This is a genomic window from Mesorhizobium sp. WSM3224, from assembly GCF_000427725.1.
Classification (GTDB): Bacteria; Pseudomonadota; Alphaproteobacteria; order Rhizobiales; family Rhizobiaceae; genus Mesorhizobium.
This window is the reverse complement of the sequence record NZ_ATYO01000001.1, coordinates 684867-702773: the sequence shown is the minus strand read 5'-3', so window position 1 is coordinate 702773 and position 17907 is coordinate 684867. Positions and strand designations below refer to the sequence as shown.

The following is a 17907-nucleotide window of genomic DNA, read 5'->3' as shown; positions in this document are numbered from 1 at the left end:
CGGAGGGCAGTTTATTCCCGTCAGTCAATGAGATGCCTAATTATCTCAAATCCGTCAGCAGGAAATCATTGCCTTTATAAAGCAGCGCAATACCGAGAGCTTTCGCACAGGCGTAGGCAAAACAGTCGCCCAAGTTCAGATCGGCTTGATGGCCAACAGCTTTGCCATAGCGAGCGCTGGCATCGATAGCCCGCGCACCGATCTCTTCGCCGATCGGCACATTTTCTCCGCCAATCTCCACAATGAGCTGATCCACCAGATCGCGGGCTTTAAGGAGCGCTTCAGCGGTCGGCTTGCGGGAACCTGCACCGGCTCGCGCCAGGGCCTGTGTCGCTTCAAAACGGACCATCGCAGAGACGTAGAAGTCGGCGGGCCCTGAGAGCTGTTTGGACAATTCCTCCCAGCCCGCTTCCTGGTTGAGAATGGCGACGATCACCGACGCGTCGACAAACATCAGTCTTCCCACATCTCATCAGTGAATTTTTTCATATTGAAATCGGGGTTGGGCAGACCGATCTTCTTCGCCTCCGTCTGAAGCTTAACGATCCGATCGCGCAGCGGCACCTTGGCCCGGTTGCGTTCCAGTTCGTGCATAAGGGCTGTCCGCACTGCCTCAGTCTTGCTCGGCGCGTTCGTCTCGCGCTGCAATTTGGTGGCCAGCGCATCCACTTCGTCGTCACGTATGTAGAGCGGCATGAATATCTCCTATTGGATATTCATATATTCCGTTTTGAATATCCAAACAAGCCGACACGTCACGTTTCCCTCGCCGCCCTTGTCAGCAGCCGCTGATAGAAAAGGCCGATGCCGATCAGCACGGCGCCGAGGCCGATGAAGGACAGCGCGCGCAGCACGCCTTCCAGCTCCGACATGTCGAACAGGAAGACCTTCACCACCGCGACCGCGATCAGCGCCGCCGAGGCGATGCGCAGCACCTGCGATTTCAGCCAGACGCCGGCGGTCAGCAGCGCCACGCCGATGACCAGCCAGAGCGCCGAATAGGTGTAGGTCTCGAGCTGGCCGAGCCCGCTCCACAGGGCGATGAACTCGCCCTTGAACAGTCGGCGCACCGACAGCGTCGCATAGGCGAAGGCAAGCAGCGAGGCGATCAGCGCCAGCATCGCCGCGTACCATTTCGGGCGCTTGTCGCGGACATAGAGCGCCAGCGCGCCGGCGGCGATCGCCGGCAGCAGATAGGCGAGCAACAGGAGGTTGAAGACCGGGATCGTGCCAGTCGACTCGTCCGTCAGCAGCGGGTTCAGCACTATGAAATGCTGAACGGCGATCAGGCCTGCCGAGACCACGCCGGCAGCCAGCGAGCCATAGCGCAGAACCGAGCTTGGCGAGCGCATGTCGATGGCAACCAGTATGGCGCCGGCGCCGAGCGCTATCAGCGTGTAGATCGCCTGTTCGGCAAGCGTCACCGTGCCGGTGTCGATGACGCCGCCATGCATGGCATGGCGAACCAGCATGGCAATGGTGAGCAGCGCGAACAGCGCCGAGGCTGCCTCCATCGCAAGGCGCGGCCGGCCATTGCCAGCTATTGGTAGTGCGGGGGTGGTGCGGGCGAGCTGCCAGGCGGCGAAGCCGAAGGCGAGCGCCGGCACGCCGTAGCCCGGCAGCAGCCAGTTGAAGACCGGCGTCCTGGACAGAAACGCTGCGCCGACGATCGTTGGATCGAAGGCGATACGGCCGAGCACGGCGACCGCCGCGCCCACCGCGATCCAGCCCAGCACGGGGTAAGATCGCCAGCGCGTGGCCAGCGCAGGCACGATCGCGGCGGCGGCGACCAGCACGGTCGTCCAGCCCGAACCGAAGGCCATATGCAGCATCAACAGCCCGGCGCCGCCGGCGCCGCCAAGCGCGAACGACACGGCCGGGCCGCCAGCCAGCGGCGGCTCCTCCGCGCGCGCGATCCATTCGCCGCCGGCGGCAAAAGCCAGCACCAGCAACAGCGCCGGCAGCGCATAGCCGAAGTCGCGGTCGATATCGCCGAAGGTCAGCCACAGCGCCAGCAGCACCACCAGCGGAGCAATGACGCCCCAGGCCGCCCAGCAGGCCGCGCGCACCGGAGCGGTGGCGGCGAAGCGGCGTGCCGCCCAGAACCCGGCGGCGAGGAAGATCAGGCCAAGCGCGATGCCGATGCGGAAAGTCAGCGCGTCGGACGACGCCAAAGGCTGGGCGTCCAGACCGACATCGAGCGCATCCGCGCCGATCGTTGCAGGCGGGATGATGCCGAGATAGATCAGCACGGTCGCGATGCCGGCGGCAAAGACCAGCGGAAGCGCACGTGGCTGGTAGAGCGCCACCGCGACCAGCGCGGCCAGGCGGACCGCACCGTGCAAGGCATCGCCGGCGCTGGCAAAGGCCGGATCGACGGACAGGCCGATCGCGCTCAAGGCGATGAAGAAGCCGGGCACGATCGATGGCCAGTCGAAGCCGCGCGCGGACCCGTCGCGGCCCGCGAGCCAGACGAAAGCAAGCACGGCCAGCGTGGCCAGGCTGATGAACAGGACGGCGGCAAGGATCACGTCCGGCGCGTCGACCATGTAAAGAACGGTCCATATGCCGGTGCCGGCGAAGGCAGCGGCCATAAGCGCCTTCCAGTCCCGAATGCGGGCGGTTGCCGCGGTCGCCGCGAGCACGATCGCCAGATAGACGAACAGCGCCCAGGGGTTGGGGGCCTGCGAGGCGACCAGCGCCGGCGTAACCATGGCGCCGACGAGACCGATGCCGGCCAGCGCCAGGCCATGCACGAGCGAAGCACCGATGGTCGCGACGCCGATGATGCCAAGCAGCGCGAAGGCCGTCGCCGGGCCGATGAAGCCATAGATGCCGTGCGCTGCGTAGACCGTGCCAAACAGGATAAAGGCGCCGGCAGCCGTGAGTATCGCGGGAATATAGGCGCCGGCCGCGCCCTGCACCGGCACCTTGAAGCCGGTGCGGCGGATGAATTCGGCGCCGGCTATCAGCACGAGGCCGAGGATGCCAGCCATCGTCAGCCGCACGCCGGGACCGAAAATGCCGGCCTCGATGGTGTAGCGGATTAGGAACAGGCCACCCAGCGCCAGCGCAATGCCGCCGACCCACACCGCCCAGCGCGTGCCGAGCGCCGTCTCGACATCGGTCTGGCGCGCCGGCTTTGCGGGCGCAGGCGCCCCTGCCGCAGGCGTCTCGGCCACGGAGACAGGTTGCGCCGGTTCGGATGGCCCGGCGTATTGCGCCGGGCTCGCCTTGCCCTTCGTCCAGGGTCCAGCCATCGCCTCGCCTTCGGCGGCCGCGGGCTTCGCGACGATCTCTTCGGCCGCGGTCGCGTCGCCAGCCAACGGCACTGCGGAGGCCGCGGCCGGACTGGCCTCCTCGGAAACACCTTCTTGCGCGGCGGTGGCCGTCTTGGACGGTGGCTGCACCAGGCCGCGCAGGACGCCGAGCTCACGCTCGACCAGCGCGATGCGGTTTTGCTGTCGTGAAACGATGACGAAAAGAGCGATGACGGCGGCAATGGCGATCAGGCTGAAAAACATGGTGGTTTCCCTCAAAACCAGACCAGTCGTGGCCAATAAATGCGGCAATGAGACGGCTGGCGCAAATCAGCGTCTTGCCGGCTAAAGCGTGTTGCGCTGAAACTGATTCAGGCGACGCGCTTTAATCTTTGTTTTTATGCATGTCGTTGTCCCAGAACCGCTGCACACTTTTGGGCGACATGCACATTGTTTTGGTGCATATCGTTCTCCCAAAACCGCTGCGCACTTTTGGGCGACATGCACAGACAAGATCGAGCATGTTTCGTTGCCGATTGCCAGCAACTTGCCGGTTTATCCAATGCCAGGCCGGCTGCACCGCCACTTTCGGCGGCGAGATTGCGTGACCTCCGCTGCGAAATACTCGTGCTATTCTCGCGCGGCGAAGACAATGTCGCGAGGTGACCGATGCCGCAGAAGAGCGCGGGCCTGCTGATCCACAGGCGCATCGCCGGTGTGCTCGAATTCCTACTCGTCCATCCGGGCGGGCCGTTCTGGGCCAGAAAGGATGAAGGCGCGTGGTCGATCCCGAAGGGATTGATCGGCGACACCGAGGACGAACTCGAGGCAGCCAAACGGGAAGCCGAAGAGGAGCTCGGTGTCGCCATCGACGGCGATTTCCGGCCGCTCGGCAGTTACAAGCAGCCGGGTGGCAAGATCGTGGTCGCGTGGAGCGTCGAGGCCGATGTCGACGCCAATGCCATCAAGAGCAACATGTTCACCATGGAGTGGCCGCCGAGGTCGGGAAGCATGAAGGCATTTCCCGAAGTGGATAGAGCCGGCTGGTTTTCACTGCCCGAAGCCGGCCTCAAGATCCTGAAGGGCCAGCGCGCCATGCTCGACGATTTCCTGGAGCGAAGAGCAGCGGATTAGGCTTCTATCCTGCCTCACCCGCAATCGCCTTCGTCGCCGCATGATGCCGGCGCAGCGCGGCCAGGAAGCCGGCGCGGGCGTCGGGCGGCTCGAGGCCGCGCGGCTCGTAGACATGGCGGGTGAAGAAGAACCCGCTCAGCCGGAAGGCGTCTTCCAGTGCCGCCTGATCGGCGCGCAGGCCCGAGCCGCGCTGCAGGAACGCCGGCAGCGCCAGCATCTTGTCGTGCCACGGAGCGCCTGCCGCGCGCGAGACCGCGCGTCCGGATTTCGGCGAGACATAGGCCAAGTCCTGCCTAGAACCGGTCGCGGCGCATTGGCTGAGGTCGAGGCCGAAGCCGAGCTCGTCGAGGATGAGCAGCTCGAAGCGCGCCACCAGCTCGCCCGCCGCATCGGCATCGCCCAGATGGGAGATCATCACGGCAAGCGCCTCGTAGAGGCCGCCATGCGCATCGCGCTCGGGCAGAAGCCTGAGATGCGCGGCCATGGTCTGCAGGCCGTAGACCGCGACCGCGCTGTCCATCAGCCGCGCGGCGTTCATTTCGATCGCTTCGGCCTGGAAGATGCCGAGATGCTCGTCGAGCCGCGCCCGCCACAGAAGGTCGACGCGGTTGCCGGGTTGCAGCACCGGCTGCTGCTTGCGCGAGCGCCCTCCCCGCACCAGCCCGAGATGGCGGCCATGAGCGCGCGTCATCACCTCGAGGATGGCGCTGGTTTCGCCATGCTTGCGAGTGCCGAGAATGATTCCCTCGTCGCGCCATTCCATGGGCGGGAGCTTTTCACCTGTTGGGTGGCGAAATCAAGATTTCGGCTGAATCAAGCGTGAAGAATGCTGCCAATTGCAAATATCGGAAATCTTTCAGAAAGCAGTCGGGATTTTCGGGCGCGCTGCCTCCAATAAGAACGCGTTGGCCGATGCGGTCGACGCACCTCCCGCCGGAACGGTTCGGCCGGATCGTGCTCAGATGCATGTCGACCGATCGGGCAGCCGTCGACCTCTCATGATCACTGCCCGTTGAGAGGACTTGAGATGACTTCCTTCCTGAGCCTGGTGCGAAGGCATCAGCTTATTGCATTTTTTTTGCTGGCGCTCGGCCTGACATGGCTGGCATTCGTTCCCTTCTATTTGTCGCATGGCGATAGCATTCCCTGGTTCACCTTCGGGCCGATGGTCTCCGGCTTCATCGTCTCGGGACTTGCCGGAGGCTGGGGGGCGATCAAGCCCGTGCTCGCCTCGATGGTTAAATGGCGTGTCCGCCCGGTTTGGTATCTGGTGGCGCTCGGCCTGCCATTCGGCGCGCAGCTTGCCTCGATCCTGATCAATCCGCTGCTCGGCGCGGCGGTACCGACCTGGGGCAACATCCCCGCCTTGTCCGAGATGCTGCCGATCATCGCGCTCTATGCTGTCTTCAGCGGCCCATTAGGCGAGGAACCCGGCTGGCGCGGCTTTGCGACGCCGCGCCTTCTTTCCAGCCATTCGGCGCTCGCCGGTAGCCTGATCCTCGGCGTGATCTGGGCAATCTGGCACCTACCGCTCGGCCTGGTCGGCGATCTCAGCCTCTACGGCACGATCAACGTCGTGTTGGCGGCAATCGTCTTCACCTGGCTTTACCAGAACACCGGCAGCGTGCTGCTTGCGATCATAATGCATGTCACGCACCAGAACAGCGTGCGCTTCCTCGGCAAGGTGTTCACCGGCGGCGACTACGTGCAGCAGCAATGGATCGGCGTTGCGATCTGGGCGGTCATCGCGTTGGCGATCGTGGCCTGCTACGGCACCGAGAGGTTCGCCCACAGGTCAAAGGCCAGGGTCGCCATTGCCGGAATCGCCTGAGCCGCAGACATAGACGCGCTTCCTGGGCAGCGCGTTTTCGCGGGTGGTGCCAACATCTGGTCTTGACCCCGCTCCCGAGGCGTAGCCAATATCGCACGGCCTCCAGGGAGCGGGTCTCTTGATGGCGGTTTCGACCACCGATCAGGTTTTTCATTTCGGCGATTTCACGCTCGACTTGGGCAAGGGCACACTTGGCCAAGCGGACCGGACAGCTTACCTGCGCCCGAAAGCCTACGCGCTGCTGACGCACCTCGCTCGCAACATCGGCCGCGTCGTGCCGAAATCGGAGCTGATGGACACGGTCTGGCCGGGCGTCTTCGTCACCGAGGATTCGCTGACACAGTCGATCCGAGAAATCCGCAAGGTGCTGGGCGAAGAAATGGTGCGAACGGTGTCAAAGCGCGGCTATATGCTGGCGGCCGAAACGGAGGTGGTCCCGGAGCCCGGCACGCAACCAATCGTGGCCGTGCTCAGGTTTCGCAATGACGGCGCGGATCCGGCCGACCAAGCGATTGTCGACGGCTTTGCCGAGGACGTCATCAACGGCTTGGCCCGCTTCGGCACCGTGACGGTGCTGGCGCGCAACTCAAGCTTTTCCTTCGCCTCCAACATGCCCACCGAATGGCCGACCGTTCGCTCGCGCATTGGCGCCGATTATCTCGTCGACGGCTATGTTCGCCGGCAGCCAGGCGGCTTTGTCGTTGCGGTCAATCTCGTCGACGCGGCCAACGCAATCCAGCTTTGGGGCGAGCGCTACGGCGTCGAGGATGCAGGGCTCTTTGCCATCCAACAGGATATTGTCGAGGAAATCGTCGGACGGCTGGTGGTGCGGGTGCACAATGCCGGCCTGCAGCGCGCGGCACGAAAGCCGCTGGCAAACCTTGCTGCCTATGAACTGGCGCTGCGCGGGGTAACCTTGCTGCGCGATCCGGCGCAGAGCGACCTGAAGACGGCCGCGGCGCTTTTCGAAGCAGCGATAGCGCGGGATCCGGCCTATGGTCTTGCCTACACCTATCTGGCGCTGTCGCACGTGCTGAATGGCGAGTTTGGGAGCATCAGTGCAGCCGTGCTTGCGAAAGCCCGCGAGCTTGCCGAGAAAGGTATCGCGTTGTCGCCAGACCAGGCGACCGCGCACCGCATCCAGTCCCTGGTGCGGCTGAACATGCGCGATCACCAAGCCGCCGAACATCATTTGCGGATCGCACTCGAGCTCAATCCGAGCGACGCCGAGTGCATCGGGCAGATGGGCTATCTCATGGTGATGCGCGGCCGGCCGCTTGATGCGCTTGCCTGGTTGGCGCGCGCTATCCGCATCGACCCGCTCAATCCGCACTGGTACCAGTATGATCGCGCGTTGGCTCTCTACATGATTGGCGAGTACCAGCCCGCTGTCGAGACGCTGGAACTGGCCACGCGACCGATGCCGTGGATCAGGACTCGGCTCGCGGCCTGTTGTGCCCAACTCGGCAAAATGGAAGCGGCGAGGCAACAGGTTGCATTGATCAAGGCCGATGACGCCGATTTCTCTCCGCTCGATTATGCGATGTCAGCCGTGCCGTTCGAGAACCCCTCCGACATGGAGCACCTTGCACAAGGCGTGGCGCTGGCACTTGGAGAGGGTCAAGGATCCTGAGCTGTGCTAGCGGTGGCGTGCGCGGACCGCCTGCATAAATCACGCTGACGTCTCAACCAATCTTAGGACGGTGACGACCGCGATCGAGAAATAGACGGCCGCGCTTCCGTGGACCACTTCAAGTTTGCAGCCCATGACTTCTGCCGGGCCCGCATACGGTAGGCCGTCACTCCGGCAACCCCGCGAACCGCATCTGCTTGATCCAGCGGTCAAGGCTTCCGGGTGCGGTCCAAATTTTGTCCCACTCCCTGCGTTCTTTACTGATGGATTCACTAGGAGTGTTCCGAAGGAAAACCGCAAGCGCTTCCTTTGCCTCACGCTTATTTCCTAGACAAGCGTGGATCCCCGCAAGCATGCGCTGTGCGCCGCTCGGGATTCTGGACATTTTCCGCATCGCCGCCAGCGCCGCCCCACAATCATTCTTTTCCCAGAGCGCCCAGCCCATCTGCCAGTGGAACCAGTCAGGGTGGAAGGGGTCGATGCCCTTGGCCTGCTCGATCCGATCGATCGCTTCGTCGGCGCGGCCAACATACAGCAACACGTTCGTACTCATAACGAGGATATGCGAGTCGCTGGGGTTCAAGGCGATCGCCTGATCGTACTGGGCAAGGGCCTGCTCGACCTCTCCGGCTTCGGTGTCGATGCTGGCGCGGACCTCATGCGCTTGAGCGTCATCAGGAGCGAGCAGGATGGCCTTGTCGGCGTATTCGGCAGCGAGTTTCAACGCCTCGTCCCGGTTGTGTTCCTGCGCGTGCCACCCGAATACCGCGTCATTGCGATCGTACCAGGCCAGCCCGATATAGCCGAACTGGGAGTTCGGATCCGCTTCGATCGCCTTGAGGCTGAACTGCCTTAACAGCTCGTTCCCCTCGGCTGAAATATCCTCTCCGATCTTGGCCCTCCCCATCAGGTAATAGCGGAGCGCGCTGACCTGCGCGGCATCGCTCCGTGGCAAGGGTCGCTCAATCCTTAATCCGACCCGATCCGCAAGCGTGCGGATGATTTCCTCCTGGACCACGAAAAGATCGCCAATCTCCCGGTTGTAGGAGTTGGCCCAGACATGTGACCCGTCATGCGCATTCAGCAGTTGGGCGGACACTTTCAGCCGGTCCCCGATCTTCTGCTGGCTGCCTTCGAGCAGGTAGTCGACGCCGAGTTCATCTCCAATCTGTCTGGCGTCGATCGGCTTACCGCGGTACTTGAAGCTGGAGTTCCTGGCGATGACGGCATAAGTCTTGCTCCGCGCCAGCTCGGTGATGATCCCCTCGGCAACGGCATCGCTGAGATATTCCTTGTCCGCACCGGCACTCATGTCATCGAAGGGAAGGATCGCAATCCTGGGCATGTCGCTCGAACGAACGGGAGCGGCTCGCCATGCTTCCGCGCCGTAGTATGTGCCGATCGCTGCCGCGACGAGAGCTAGTGCAGCAAGAATGAAGCCGCGCTGCGAGAGTCGTGCCCTGGCACGTTTCGTGCAGGCTGCGGCGTTTGGGTCCGCCGCGTCCGACAGATCGGCATTCAGCCGGTAGCCTCTCCTTGGGACGGTTTCCACGATCACGTGCGCGTGGTCCGCCAACGCGCGGCGAATATCGGCAATGCATTGCGTGAGGCTGTCGTCGGTCACGAAGGTATCGGGCCAAACCGCCTGCATCAGCGCATCCTTGGATACGATTTCGCCCGGTCGCGCCGCGAGCACGCAGAGCACCTCGGCAGACTGGCTGCGAAGACTGACCGCTTTGCCTTCGACGGTTCGGAGTTCTTTGCTTTTCGTCAGGAAGACAAAACCGCGAAACGTGATTGTTTCAGCAGATTTCGGGTCAATTTCAGGGGCCGTTCGGGACATTTCACCTTCCTGGCGCGCCTCCTAGTTTAGCCCATTCGGCCTTCACCTCCAAGCGATCCCAGCAGCACCGGATGGAACGGAGGACGACATGAATCGCACCAAGCCCATCATCGCTCTGGCTCTTCTCTTGGCCGTGCCAACGGCCGCGAAAGCAGATCCTCAATCTCTAAATGCAACCGCGCATATAATTTCGCTTATATTTGTCGATGGCCGCATCCATGAACGCCGAGAACAAAAATCTTTCGACACGATGAAAATCTGCCTCGCATGGAAGCACCAGGGAGAATTTCTTTCGCCGCAACCGGGTTCTTTTGTTTCTTTCACGTATTGTGAGCTCACTAACGTCGATCCTACTTGGACGGCTAGTATCTCCCAACTTACCCACGAGGGTCAGTGAAGGCGATCCTCGATCGCCCCTCGACAGCTTCATCTCGCATGCGACCGACCACGGTCCGCTATTGAGGATTCGCAGTCTTAACCTGTCGGTCCGCTTACGGCCCAATCAAGACGTTGGGCCCATCGGCGCCTAGCATGCGCTCTGGCCTTAGCGGCCTTTTTGAGCCCGCAACATCGCGCGTCGTTTAATTAGCCACAATGGGGAATGAGCGTGGTTCGCTCGCATCAATGAGGAAACTCCAGCCCCATCTCGCGGTAGCGCTCGGGGTCGTCGCCCCAGTTCTCGCGCACCTTCACGAACAGGAAGAGGTGCACCTTCTGTTCGAGGATGCCGGCAATCTCCATCCGCGCGGCCTGACCGATGGCGCGGATCGTCTCGCCCTTGTGGCCGAGCACGATCTTCTTCTGGCTGTCGCGCTCGACATAGATGACCTGCTCGATGCGCACCGAGCCGTCCTTCTTCTCTTCCCATTTCTCGGTTTCGATATGCGAGGAATAGGGAAGCTCCTGATGCAGCCTCAGATAAAGCTTCTCGCGCGTGATCTCGGCCGCGAGCTGGCGCATCGGCAGGTCGGAGATCTGGTCCTCCGGATAGTACCAGGGGCCGGCGGGAAGCGCTTCTGCCAGATAGTCGAGCAAGTCCTTGCAGCCCGAGCCGGTGAGCGCCGAGACCATGAAGGTGCGCTTGAACGGCACTCTTTCGTTTGCTGCCGCGGACAGGGCCAGAAGCGTCTCCGGCTTGACGCGGTCGACCTTGTTGAGGACGAGCAGCATCGGCTGCCGGACATCCTTCAGCCGGTCGAGGATGGCGTCGGCATCGCCCCTGATGCCGCGCTCGGCGTCGATCAGCAACACCACGACATCGGCATCCTTGGCGCCGCCCCAAGCGGTCGTCACCATCGCGGTGTCCAGCCGCCGCTTCGGCTTGAAGATGCCGGGCGTGTCGACGAAGACGATCTGCGCGTTGTCATGCGTGGCGATGCCGCGCACGATGGCGCGGGTGGTCTGCACCTTGTGGGTGACGATCGACACCTTGGCGCCGACCAACTGGTTGACCAGCGTCGACTTGCCGGCATTGGGCGCGCCGATCAGCGCGACGAAACCGGAGTGGGTGTTGGGGGTCTCGGGAGATTGGTTTGCGATCATGCCGCGCTCCATACGCCCTCGCGCAGCAAAAGAGTAGCCGCTGCGGCCTGCTCGGCCTCGCGCTTGGAGCGGCCGCTGCCGATCGCGGGAGCAAAAGAGCCGACCTTGACGCTGACGGTGAACAGCGGATCGTGGTCTGGCCCTTCGCGGCTGTCGATGCGGTAGGCCGGCACGGCGCCGGCCGCTGCCTGGTGCGCCCATTCCTGCAATTCGGTCTTGGCATCGCGGCGCGCAGCACCGGTCGCCTGCGAGCGCGGCTGCCAGTAGCGATGGATGAACGCGCGGGCAGCCTCAAGGCCACCATCAAGGTAAAGCACGGCAATCAGCGATTCCAGCGCATCGGCGCGCAGATTGGTGCGCTTGCGCCCTTCGAGATTGCGCACATCGGAACCGGCGCGGATCAGTTCGGGCAGGCCGATCTCCTCGGAGATTTCGGAGAGCGCCTCGGCGTTGACCAGCGCGTTGTAACGCAGCGAAAGCTCGCCCTCGGCGGCATCGGGGAAGGAAGCAAGCAGCATGTCGGCAACGACAAGGCCAAGAACACGGTCGCCCAGGAATTCAAAACGCTCATAATCGACGCCGGCATGGGTCGAACGCGCGCTGGCGTGGGTCAGCGCCCGCTGCAGGCGCTGGCGGTCGGCAAAGACGTGGCCGGTGCGCTCGACAAGCGCTTCGGCTAGGGCATCGGCGGTCAAACGCTTGCCGGCCGCCATGACTCTAGTGGACGAAATGGAACAGGCGCCCGGCACGCATGAGCGACGGCCACTTCCAGATCTCGAGCGGGCTCGCCTTGCCGGCGATCGAGAAGAAGATGAGATTGGCGCGGCCAACCAGGTTCTCGGCCGGAACGAAGCCAACTGTGAAGCGACTGTCGGAAGAATTGTCGCGATTGTCGCCCATCATGAAGTAGTGGCCGGCCGGCACGGTCCATTCGCGCGTGTTGTCGCCGATCGAATTCGGCGTCAGGTCGAGCGTGTCGTAGCTGACACCGTTCGGCAGCGTCTCGCGATAGACGTCGACCGGCTGCGGCACTTCGGTGATGTCGGGGTTTTCGATCTGGCCGGTCTTTACGCGCGGCACGCCAACGTCATTGATGAAAAGCTGGCCATCCTTCATCTGGATCTTGTCGCCGGGCAGGCCGATGACGCGCTTGATGTAGTCGACCGACGGATCCGGCGGGAACTTGAACACCGCCACGTCGCCGCGCTTGGGCTCCGAGCCCCAGATGCGGCCGGAGAAGAGGTCGGGACCGAATGGCAGCGAATAGCGCGAATAGCCATAGGCCCATTTGGTGACGAACAGATAGTCGCCTTCGAGCAGGGTCGGCCGCATCGAGCCGGACGGAATGGAGAAAGGCTGGAAGAGTAGTGTGCGGATGACGAGCGCGAGCAGCAGAGCCTGGATGATGACGGAGAAGGTTTCACCAAGTCCGCCGGATTTCTTCTGCGATTTTTCAGCCACGCTCATGTCGTCCTCGATTGTGCGATGTTTGTATAGAGTCTCGGCGCGCGCTGGGCAACGTCGTGCCGCTCGTGGTCAGATGGAATCAATGTGGCGCTTGTTCGGCGGGCACTGCCTCGATGATCACAAAGGCTTGAGCAAGCGGGAAATCATCGGTGATGGTGAGGTGGATCAGCGCGCGGTGGCCTGTCGGCAGGATTTTCTCTAGCCTGGCCGCGGCGCCGCCGGTCAGCGCCATGGTCGGCGCACCGCTCGGCAGGTTGATCACGCCCATGTCGCGCCAGAATACGCCCTCGGCCATGCCCGTGCCCAGCGCCTTGGCGCAGGCCTCCTTGGCGGCGAAGCGCTTGGCATAGGAGGCCGCGCGGGCGGCACGCCTTTCCGACTTGGCCTGTTCGACCTCGGTATAGATGCGCTGGACGAAGCGTTGGCCGTGCCGTTCCAGCGATTTTTCGATCCGTCTGATGTCGATCAGGTCGCTGCCGATGCCGATGATCATTCCGCGGGCACTTCCCGTCCGCCCTGCCGCGATTTCTTCTCGGCACGCTCGGCCATGCGCTTCTTGCGCTGCTCGCGAAACACGGTCATGCCCCAGCGCGTGATGCCATAGAACAAGAGCCCGAAGGCCAGGCCGAGCGGCACCGCACCGATCAACATCGGCTCCAGAACGGGGTGCCAGAGCTTCGCGAAGGAGAGCTTGTGCATCATTTCGCCGAGATGCTCGGGCGGCCCGTGCTTCGGCAGGCGTTCATGCAGGAGCAGCTTGCCGGTTTCCCAGGACGCGCCCCACAGCAGCGGGAAGGTCAGCGGATTGCCGAAGAACACGGCACCGAGCGCCGCCGCGACCAGATTGCCAGCGATGATCCAGCACAGCACGGCGGCGACGATGAAGTGGAAGCCAAGCGGGAAAAAGGAGGCAAAAACGCCAGCGGCAACGCCAGCGGCGACGGAATGCGGCGTCGCCTTCAGCCGCAGGATGCGCTTGGAAAAATACTGAACAGAACGCGAAAACGAGCGGCGCGGCCAAAGATAAGTACGCACCCGCTCCAGGAGGCCATCAGGCTCTCGGCGTCGAAAAAGCACTCTGTTCCAGTTCCCGGTCCAACACGCGCTGCCCCTGCCCACCGGGACGCGCAAACTTATCTTGCGCTTCGAGGGCGCAGAAAGGCAACAAGACTTTGATATAGCGACGACAAGGCCGCGCAACAACGAAACGCCGCCGCGATGGTCTGCCGCAGGCTGTAACAATAGCCTCATTCTGGCGAAACTGAGGAAAACAGCCAGGATAAGGGGCCGATGATCACAATTCGACCGGCGCGGACCGAGGATGCGGGGGCATTGCCTCAGATCGAGCAGTCCGCCGGACGGGCGTTCCGCGCCATCCCGGAACTGGCATGGCTGGCCGACGGAGACAATGTCAGCGCCGAACGGCACCGCGCGCTGATAGCCGGGGGCGCATGCTGGGTTGCCGCCGATGGCCGGCAGCAGCCGGTCGGCTTCCTGAGCGCCGGGATCGAGGGCGTTGCGCTGCATATCTGGGAGTTGGACGTGCGCCTCGACCGGCAGGGCCAAGGCATTGGGCGCGCCCTGGTCGAACGAGCCATCGAAGACGCCGGGCAGCGCGGCCTGGCCGCTATCACGCTAACGACATTTCGCGCCGTCGCCTGGAACGCGCCCTTCTATCGCAAGTTCGGATTTCGCGTCCTCGAAGACGCCGGGATCGACGAACGGCTCGCAAGCCTGCTCAGCGACGAGGCCGAGCACGGCATGCCTTTGGACCAGCGCTGCGCGATGCGGCTCGATCTCAGTCGAGCGGATACTCGCTGACCTCGACCAGATTATCGTCCGGATCGCGAAAATAGACCGACATCATGGTGCCGCGCGCGCCGGTGCGTTCGACCGGTCCGACTTCGATCGCCACGCCATTGGCTTCGAGGCTGGCCTGGACTTCGGCAAGCGGCACGGCGGCAACGAGGCAGAAATCGCCGGACCCCGGCGTCGGCGCCTTTGCCTTCGGCTCGAAAGTACGGCCGACCTCATGCAGGTTGATCTTCTGCGAGCCGAACAAAAGCGCGGTCGGCCGGTTCGGCTCATCCACGCGCCGCATGCCAAGCACCCGCCGGTAGAAGTCGCAGGTCGCTTCGACCGAACGGACCGTCAGCACGAAGTGGTCGATGCCGGCGATCATCGCGACCTCGCCTCGTGTCTCCGGGAAAGAGGCTCAAGCGATGCGCTCAAGTGCTTGTTTTCGTGCATTGCGATCTCAGATGTTGCGGCTTCCCGGCTTAACGGCGGGAATGGCGGCGAGTTCCGGCGGCAGGCGGTCGGCGGGATAGGCCGGCACTTCATATTCGGCAAGCGCGATCAGCGGCACGCCGACATCGGTCTTGCCGGCCGAACGGTCGATGATGCAGGCGGCGGCCACCACATCCGCGCCGATCTCGCGCAGGCAGTCGATGGTTTCGCGGATCGATAGGCCCGTGGTGACGATGTCCTCGACGATGACGACGCTCGAGCCCTCGGCAATCTCGAAGCGGCGCAGCCTGAATTCGCCCCCTTCCCGCTCGACCCAGATCGCCGGCGCGCCAAGATGGCGCGAGGTCTCGTAGGCCGGGATCAGGCCGCCGATGGCCGGACCGACGACATAGTCGATCCTGCCGGGCACGCTTTCCCGGATTTTCGCGGCCAGCGCCTTGCACAGGCGCTCGGTCTTGTCGGCATGCATGAAGACCCGCGCCTTCTGCAGGAAGACCGGGCTGCGCAGGCCGGACGTCAGGATGAAATGACCTTCGAGAACGGCGCCGGCCTCGCGGAAAATGCCCAGCACTTCGTCGGTGTTCATTGTTCGCTCCATGTCCATGGTGAATGGCAGTGAGTAGTGAGTAGTGAGTATTCACCCATTCACGCGCCGCGCGTCGCTGACGCTCGAATTGTCCTTGAGCTGCGACAGCAGCCGGTTGAGATGCTTCAGGTCCCAGACCTCGAGGTCGATCAGCATCTCGGTGAAATCGGGCGCCGTGCGTATCATCGACAGCGTGTGGATGTTGGCGTCGTTGGATGCGACGACCTGGGCGATGTCGGCCAACGAACCCGGCGCATTGATAGCGGTGACCGAGATGCGCGCCGGGAAACGTTCCTTGGTGCGCTCGTCGATATCCCAGCGCACGTCGATCCAGCGCTCGGGCTGGTCGTCGAAGGCCTGCAGCGCCGGCGACTGGATCGGATAGATGGTGATGCCGGTTCCCGGCTGGATGATGCCGACGATGCGGTCTCCGGGCACAGCGCCTTCCGGCGCGAAACGCACCGGCAGATCGCCGCGGACGCCGCGGATCGGCACCGCGCCGTCGCGCGGCTGGTCCTTGTCCTTGCGTGCGGCGCGGCTGCCGGGCATCTGGAACAGCATGCCGGCAGCGTTGCGGATCTTCGACCAGCCCTCCTCGCGCTGCTTGGGGGCGCTTACGGTGACGCGCTCGTCCTTATAGTCGGGGAAGACCGCCTTCATGACGTCGGTCGAGGCGAGTTCGCCTCGACCGACCGAGGCCAGCACATCCTCGATGTCCTTGCGCGCCAGCCGGTGCAGCACCGGCTTCAGGCTTTCCTTGGTGAATGTCTTGCCGGCGCGCTCGAAGGCGCGTTCCAGGATGCGGGCGCCGAGGCCTGAATACTGCTTGCGGATCGCGTTCTTGGTGGCGCGGCGGATGGCGGCGCGCGCCTTGCCGGTGACGACCACCGATTCCCAGGCGGCGGGCGGCACCTGCGCTTTGGAGCGGATGATCTCGACCTCGTCGCCGTTCTTCAATTCCGTCATCAACGGCATAATGCGGCCATTGACCTTGGCGCCGACGCAGGTGTCGCCGACATCGGTGTGGACGGCATAGGCGAAGTCGATCGGGGTGGCGCCGCGCGGCAGCGCGATCAGCATGCCCTTGGGCGTGAAGCAGAACACCTGGTCCTGGAACAGCTCGAGCTTGGTGTTCTCGAGGAAGTCCTCCGGATTGTCGCCTTCGGCCAGTTGCTCGATGGTGCGCCGCAGCCAGGCATAGGCGTTGGTTTCCTTGGAGATCGCATGGCCGGCGCCGTTCGTCTTGCCGCCGCTGTCCTTGTAGATCGAATGCGCGGCGACGCCGTATTCGGCGATCTTGTTCATCTCCCTGGTGCGGATCTGCAATTCGACGCGCTGGCGCGACGGGCCGACGATGGTGGTGTGGATCGATCGGTAGTCGTTCTGCTTGGGCGTCGAGATGTAGTCCTTGAAGCGGCCGGGCACCATCGACCAGGTGGTGTGGATGGCGCCAAGCGCGCGGTAGCAGTCGTCGACCGAATCGACGACGACGCGGAAGCCGAAAATGTCGGAGAGCTGCTCGAAGGAGAGCGCCTTGGCCTCCATCTTGCGGAACACCGACCATGGCTTCTTCTGCCGGCTCTTCACGCCCGCGTTGATGGCGTGTTTCTCGAACAGGCCGGACAGCGCCGTCTCGATCTCCTGCAGGACGCCCTTGTTACGCTCGAAAATCTCGGCCAGCCTGGCGGTAACGGCGCGATAGGCCTCCGGATTGATGTAGCGGAAGGCGATTTCTTCCAGTTCCTCGCGCATGCCTTGCATGCCCATGCGCCCGGCCAAAGGCGCATAGATGTCCATCGTCTCCTCGGCGATGCGAAGGCGCTTGGACTCAGGCATATGGTCGAGGGTGCGCATGTTGTGCAGGCGGTCGGCAAGCTTGACCAGAAGAACGCGAATATCCTCGGAGATCGCCAGCAGTAGCTTGCGCAGGTTCTCCGCCTGCTCGGCCTTCTTCGAGACGAGGTCGAGCTTCTTCAGCTTGGTGAGGCCCTCGACCAGCTTGCCCATCTCGGGACCGAACAATTCGTCGATCTCGGCCCTGGTCGCGGTGGTGTCCTCGATCGTGTCATGCAGCAGGGCAACGGCGATGGTCGCCTCGTCCATGTGCATGTCGGTGAGGATGGCGGCGACTTCGAGCGGATGCGAGAAATAAGGATCGCCCGAGGCGCGCTTCTGGTGGCCATGCTTCTGCATGGCATAGACATAAGCCTTGTTGAGCAGCGCCTCGTTGACGTCAGGCTTGTAGCGCTGGACGCGCTCGACAAGCTCATACTGACGCATCATGGGCGGGATCTCGCGGTGCTGAAATGATTGATGCGCCGCACCAATATGCGACGCATCCCATAGATAGCCACCAAACTT

18 protein-coding genes are annotated in these 17907 nt (G+C 63.3%); 5 read left to right on the top strand and 13 right to left on the bottom strand.

Going from position 1 to position 17907, the window contains the following annotated elements; genetic code table 11:
* Positions 1 to 40: 40 nt before the first annotated feature.
* From YU3_RS0103325 to YU3_RS0103315, 3 genes are read right to left on the bottom strand one after another with little or no spacing between them, the layout of a single operon-like run.
* Positions 41 to 454: a type II toxin-antitoxin system VapC family toxin gene (locus YU3_RS0103325; RefSeq protein WP_036257725.1), complete on the bottom strand. Its 414-nt coding sequence runs from the start codon at positions 452 to 454 to the stop codon at positions 41 to 43.
* On the bottom strand, positions 454 to 696 hold the full coding sequence (locus YU3_RS0103320) for a type II toxin-antitoxin system VapB family antitoxin (protein ID WP_027164910.1): 243 nt from the start codon (positions 694 to 696) through the stop codon (positions 454 to 456). The genes YU3_RS0103325 and YU3_RS0103320 overlap by 1 nt, the downstream gene beginning before the upstream one ends.
* 59 nt (positions 697 to 755) lie before the next feature.
* A complete protein-coding gene (locus YU3_RS0103315; RefSeq protein WP_027164909.1) occupies positions 756 to 3524 on the bottom strand; it encodes a DUF2339 domain-containing protein in 2769 nt (922 codons plus the stop codon).
* A gap of 405 nt (positions 3525 to 3929) precedes the next feature.
* Between YU3_RS0103315 and YU3_RS0103310 the strand changes: the two genes are divergently transcribed.
* Entirely contained in the window at positions 3930 to 4394 is a 465-nt protein-coding gene (locus tag YU3_RS0103310; protein ID WP_027164908.1) for an NUDIX domain-containing protein, read from the top strand.
* 4 nt (positions 4395 to 4398) lie between these two features.
* On the opposite strand, the gene recO is transcribed toward YU3_RS0103310, so the two are convergent.
* The gene (recO, locus tag YU3_RS0103305; protein WP_027164907.1) at positions 4399 to 5157 is read right to left on the bottom strand and encodes a DNA repair protein RecO; all 759 of its coding nucleotides are present in this window, start codon (positions 5155 to 5157) and stop codon (positions 4399 to 4401) included.
* Between the two features lie 264 nt (positions 5158 to 5421).
* Between recO and YU3_RS0103295 the strand changes: the two genes are divergently transcribed.
* Both YU3_RS0103295 and YU3_RS0103290 read left to right on the top strand, forming a co-directional pair.
* Positions 5422 to 6225 carry a type II CAAX endopeptidase family protein gene (locus YU3_RS0103295; protein ID WP_027164905.1) on the top strand — a complete coding sequence of 268 codons (804 nt, stop codon included), beginning with the start codon at positions 5422 to 5424 and terminating at the stop codon, positions 6223 to 6225.
* Positions 6226 to 6346: 121 nt separating this feature from the next.
* Complete coding sequence (locus YU3_RS0103290; RefSeq protein WP_027164904.1) at positions 6347 to 7858, top strand: winged helix-turn-helix domain-containing protein; 1512 nt, start codon at positions 6347 to 6349, stop codon at positions 7856 to 7858.
* Between the two features lie 166 nt (positions 7859 to 8024).
* Here the strand turns inward: YU3_RS0103290 and YU3_RS0103285 are convergent, their stop codons facing one another.
* Positions 8025 to 9701: a winged helix-turn-helix domain-containing protein gene (locus YU3_RS0103285; RefSeq protein WP_027164903.1), complete on the bottom strand. Its 1677-nt coding sequence runs from the start codon at positions 9699 to 9701 to the stop codon at positions 8025 to 8027.
* A gap of 88 nt (positions 9702 to 9789) precedes the next feature.
* Between YU3_RS0103285 and YU3_RS40355 the strand changes: the two genes are divergently transcribed.
* Complete coding sequence (locus YU3_RS40355) at positions 9790 to 10098, top strand: hypothetical protein (protein WP_156913298.1); 309 nt, start codon at positions 9790 to 9792, stop codon at positions 10096 to 10098.
* A gap of 224 nt (positions 10099 to 10322) precedes the next feature.
* On the opposite strand, the gene era is transcribed toward YU3_RS40355, so the two are convergent.
* From era to YU3_RS0103260, 5 genes are all read right to left on the bottom strand, one after another.
* Positions 10323 to 11255 carry a GTPase Era gene (era, locus tag YU3_RS0103280; RefSeq protein ID WP_051333829.1) on the bottom strand — a complete coding sequence of 311 codons (933 nt, stop codon included), beginning with the start codon at positions 11253 to 11255 and terminating at the stop codon, positions 10323 to 10325.
* On the bottom strand, positions 11240 to 11956 hold the full coding sequence (rnc, locus tag YU3_RS0103275; RefSeq protein ID WP_027164901.1) for a ribonuclease III: 717 nt from the start codon (positions 11954 to 11956) through the stop codon (positions 11240 to 11242). Before rnc ends, era begins: the two co-directional genes overlap by 16 nt.
* Positions 11957 to 11960: 4 nt before the next feature.
* The gene (gene lepB, locus YU3_RS0103270; protein WP_027164900.1) at positions 11961 to 12710 is read right to left on the bottom strand and encodes a signal peptidase I; all 750 of its coding nucleotides are present in this window, start codon (positions 12708 to 12710) and stop codon (positions 11961 to 11963) included.
* 79 nt (positions 12711 to 12789) lie between these two features.
* The gene (acpS, locus tag YU3_RS0103265) at positions 12790 to 13203 is read right to left on the bottom strand and encodes a holo-ACP synthase (protein WP_027164899.1); all 414 of its coding nucleotides are present in this window, start codon (positions 13201 to 13203) and stop codon (positions 12790 to 12792) included.
* The gene (locus YU3_RS0103260; protein WP_027164898.1) at positions 13200 to 13787 is read right to left on the bottom strand and encodes a DUF2062 domain-containing protein; all 588 of its coding nucleotides are present in this window, start codon (positions 13785 to 13787) and stop codon (positions 13200 to 13202) included. Before YU3_RS0103260 ends, acpS begins: the two co-directional genes overlap by 4 nt.
* A 213-nt stretch (positions 13788 to 14000) precedes the next feature.
* Between YU3_RS0103260 and YU3_RS0103255 the strand changes: the two genes are divergently transcribed.
* Complete coding sequence (locus tag YU3_RS0103255; protein WP_027164897.1) at positions 14001 to 14531, top strand: GNAT family N-acetyltransferase; 531 nt, start codon at positions 14001 to 14003, stop codon at positions 14529 to 14531.
* On the opposite strand, the gene YU3_RS0103250 is transcribed toward YU3_RS0103255, so the two are convergent.
* The 3 genes from YU3_RS0103250 to YU3_RS0103240 all read right to left on the bottom strand — a co-directional run bounded on the left by YU3_RS0103250 (position 14509) and on the right by YU3_RS0103240 (position 17829).
* Positions 14509 to 14892, bottom strand: a complete 384-nt coding sequence (locus YU3_RS0103250) for a VOC family protein (RefSeq protein WP_027164896.1) — start codon at positions 14890 to 14892, stop codon at positions 14509 to 14511. The genes YU3_RS0103255 and YU3_RS0103250 overlap by 23 nt on opposite strands.
* 75 nt (positions 14893 to 14967) lie before the next feature.
* Entirely contained in the window at positions 14968 to 15546 is a 579-nt protein-coding gene (pyrE, locus tag YU3_RS0103245) for an orotate phosphoribosyltransferase (RefSeq protein ID WP_027164895.1), read from the bottom strand.
* Positions 15547 to 15597: 51 nt separating this feature from the next.
* Positions 15598 to 17829, bottom strand: coding sequence for a bifunctional (p)ppGpp synthetase/guanosine-3',5'-bis(diphosphate) 3'-pyrophosphohydrolase (locus tag YU3_RS0103240; protein WP_027164894.1), 2232 nt, complete (start codon positions 17827 to 17829; stop codon positions 15598 to 15600).
* Between the last annotated feature and the right edge of the window lie 78 nt (positions 17830 to 17907).

Coding starts and splice junctions, on each gene's coding strand:
- YU3_RS0103285 (WP_027164903.1), bottom strand. CDS start 9,701: ATGTCCCGAACGGCCCCTGAAATTGACCCGAAATCTGCTGAAACAATC.
- acpS (WP_027164899.1), bottom strand. CDS start 13,203: ATGATCATCGGCATCGGCAGCGACCTGATCGACATCAGACGGATCGAA.
- YU3_RS0103290 (WP_027164904.1), top strand. CDS start 6,347: ATGGCGGTTTCGACCACCGATCAGGTTTTTCATTTCGGCGATTTCACG.
- YU3_RS0103315 (WP_027164909.1), bottom strand. CDS start 3,524: ATGTTTTTCAGCCTGATCGCCATTGCCGCCGTCATCGCTCTTTTCGTC.
- YU3_RS0103325 (WP_036257725.1), bottom strand. CDS start 454: ATGTTTGTCGACGCGTCGGTGATCGTCGCCATTCTCAACCAGGAAGCG.
- YU3_RS0103240 (WP_027164894.1), bottom strand. CDS start 17,829: ATGATGCGTCAGTATGAGCTTGTCGAGCGCGTCCAGCGCTACAAGCCT.
- recO (WP_027164907.1), bottom strand. CDS start 5,157: ATGGAATGGCGCGACGAGGGAATCATTCTCGGCACTCGCAAGCATGGC.
- YU3_RS0103320 (WP_027164910.1), bottom strand. CDS start 696: ATGCCGCTCTACATACGTGACGACGAAGTGGATGCGCTGGCCACCAAA.
- rnc (WP_027164901.1), bottom strand. CDS start 11,956: ATGGCGGCCGGCAAGCGTTTGACCGCCGATGCCCTAGCCGAAGCGCTT.
- YU3_RS0103255 (WP_027164897.1), top strand. CDS start 14,001: ATGATCACAATTCGACCGGCGCGGACCGAGGATGCGGGGGCATTGCCT.
- YU3_RS0103295 (WP_027164905.1), top strand. CDS start 5,422: ATGACTTCCTTCCTGAGCCTGGTGCGAAGGCATCAGCTTATTGCATTT.
- YU3_RS0103310 (WP_027164908.1), top strand. CDS start 3,930: ATGCCGCAGAAGAGCGCGGGCCTGCTGATCCACAGGCGCATCGCCGGT.
- pyrE (WP_027164895.1), bottom strand. CDS start 15,546: ATGAACACCGACGAAGTGCTGGGCATTTTCCGCGAGGCCGGCGCCGTT.
- lepB (WP_027164900.1), bottom strand. CDS start 12,710: ATGAGCGTGGCTGAAAAATCGCAGAAGAAATCCGGCGGACTTGGTGAA.
- era (WP_051333829.1), bottom strand. CDS start 11,255: ATGGAGCGCGGCATGATCGCAAACCAATCTCCCGAGACCCCCAACACC.
- YU3_RS0103250 (WP_027164896.1), bottom strand. CDS start 14,892: ATGATCGCCGGCATCGACCACTTCGTGCTGACGGTCCGTTCGGTCGAA.
- YU3_RS40355 (WP_156913298.1), top strand. CDS start 9,790: ATGAATCGCACCAAGCCCATCATCGCTCTGGCTCTTCTCTTGGCCGTG.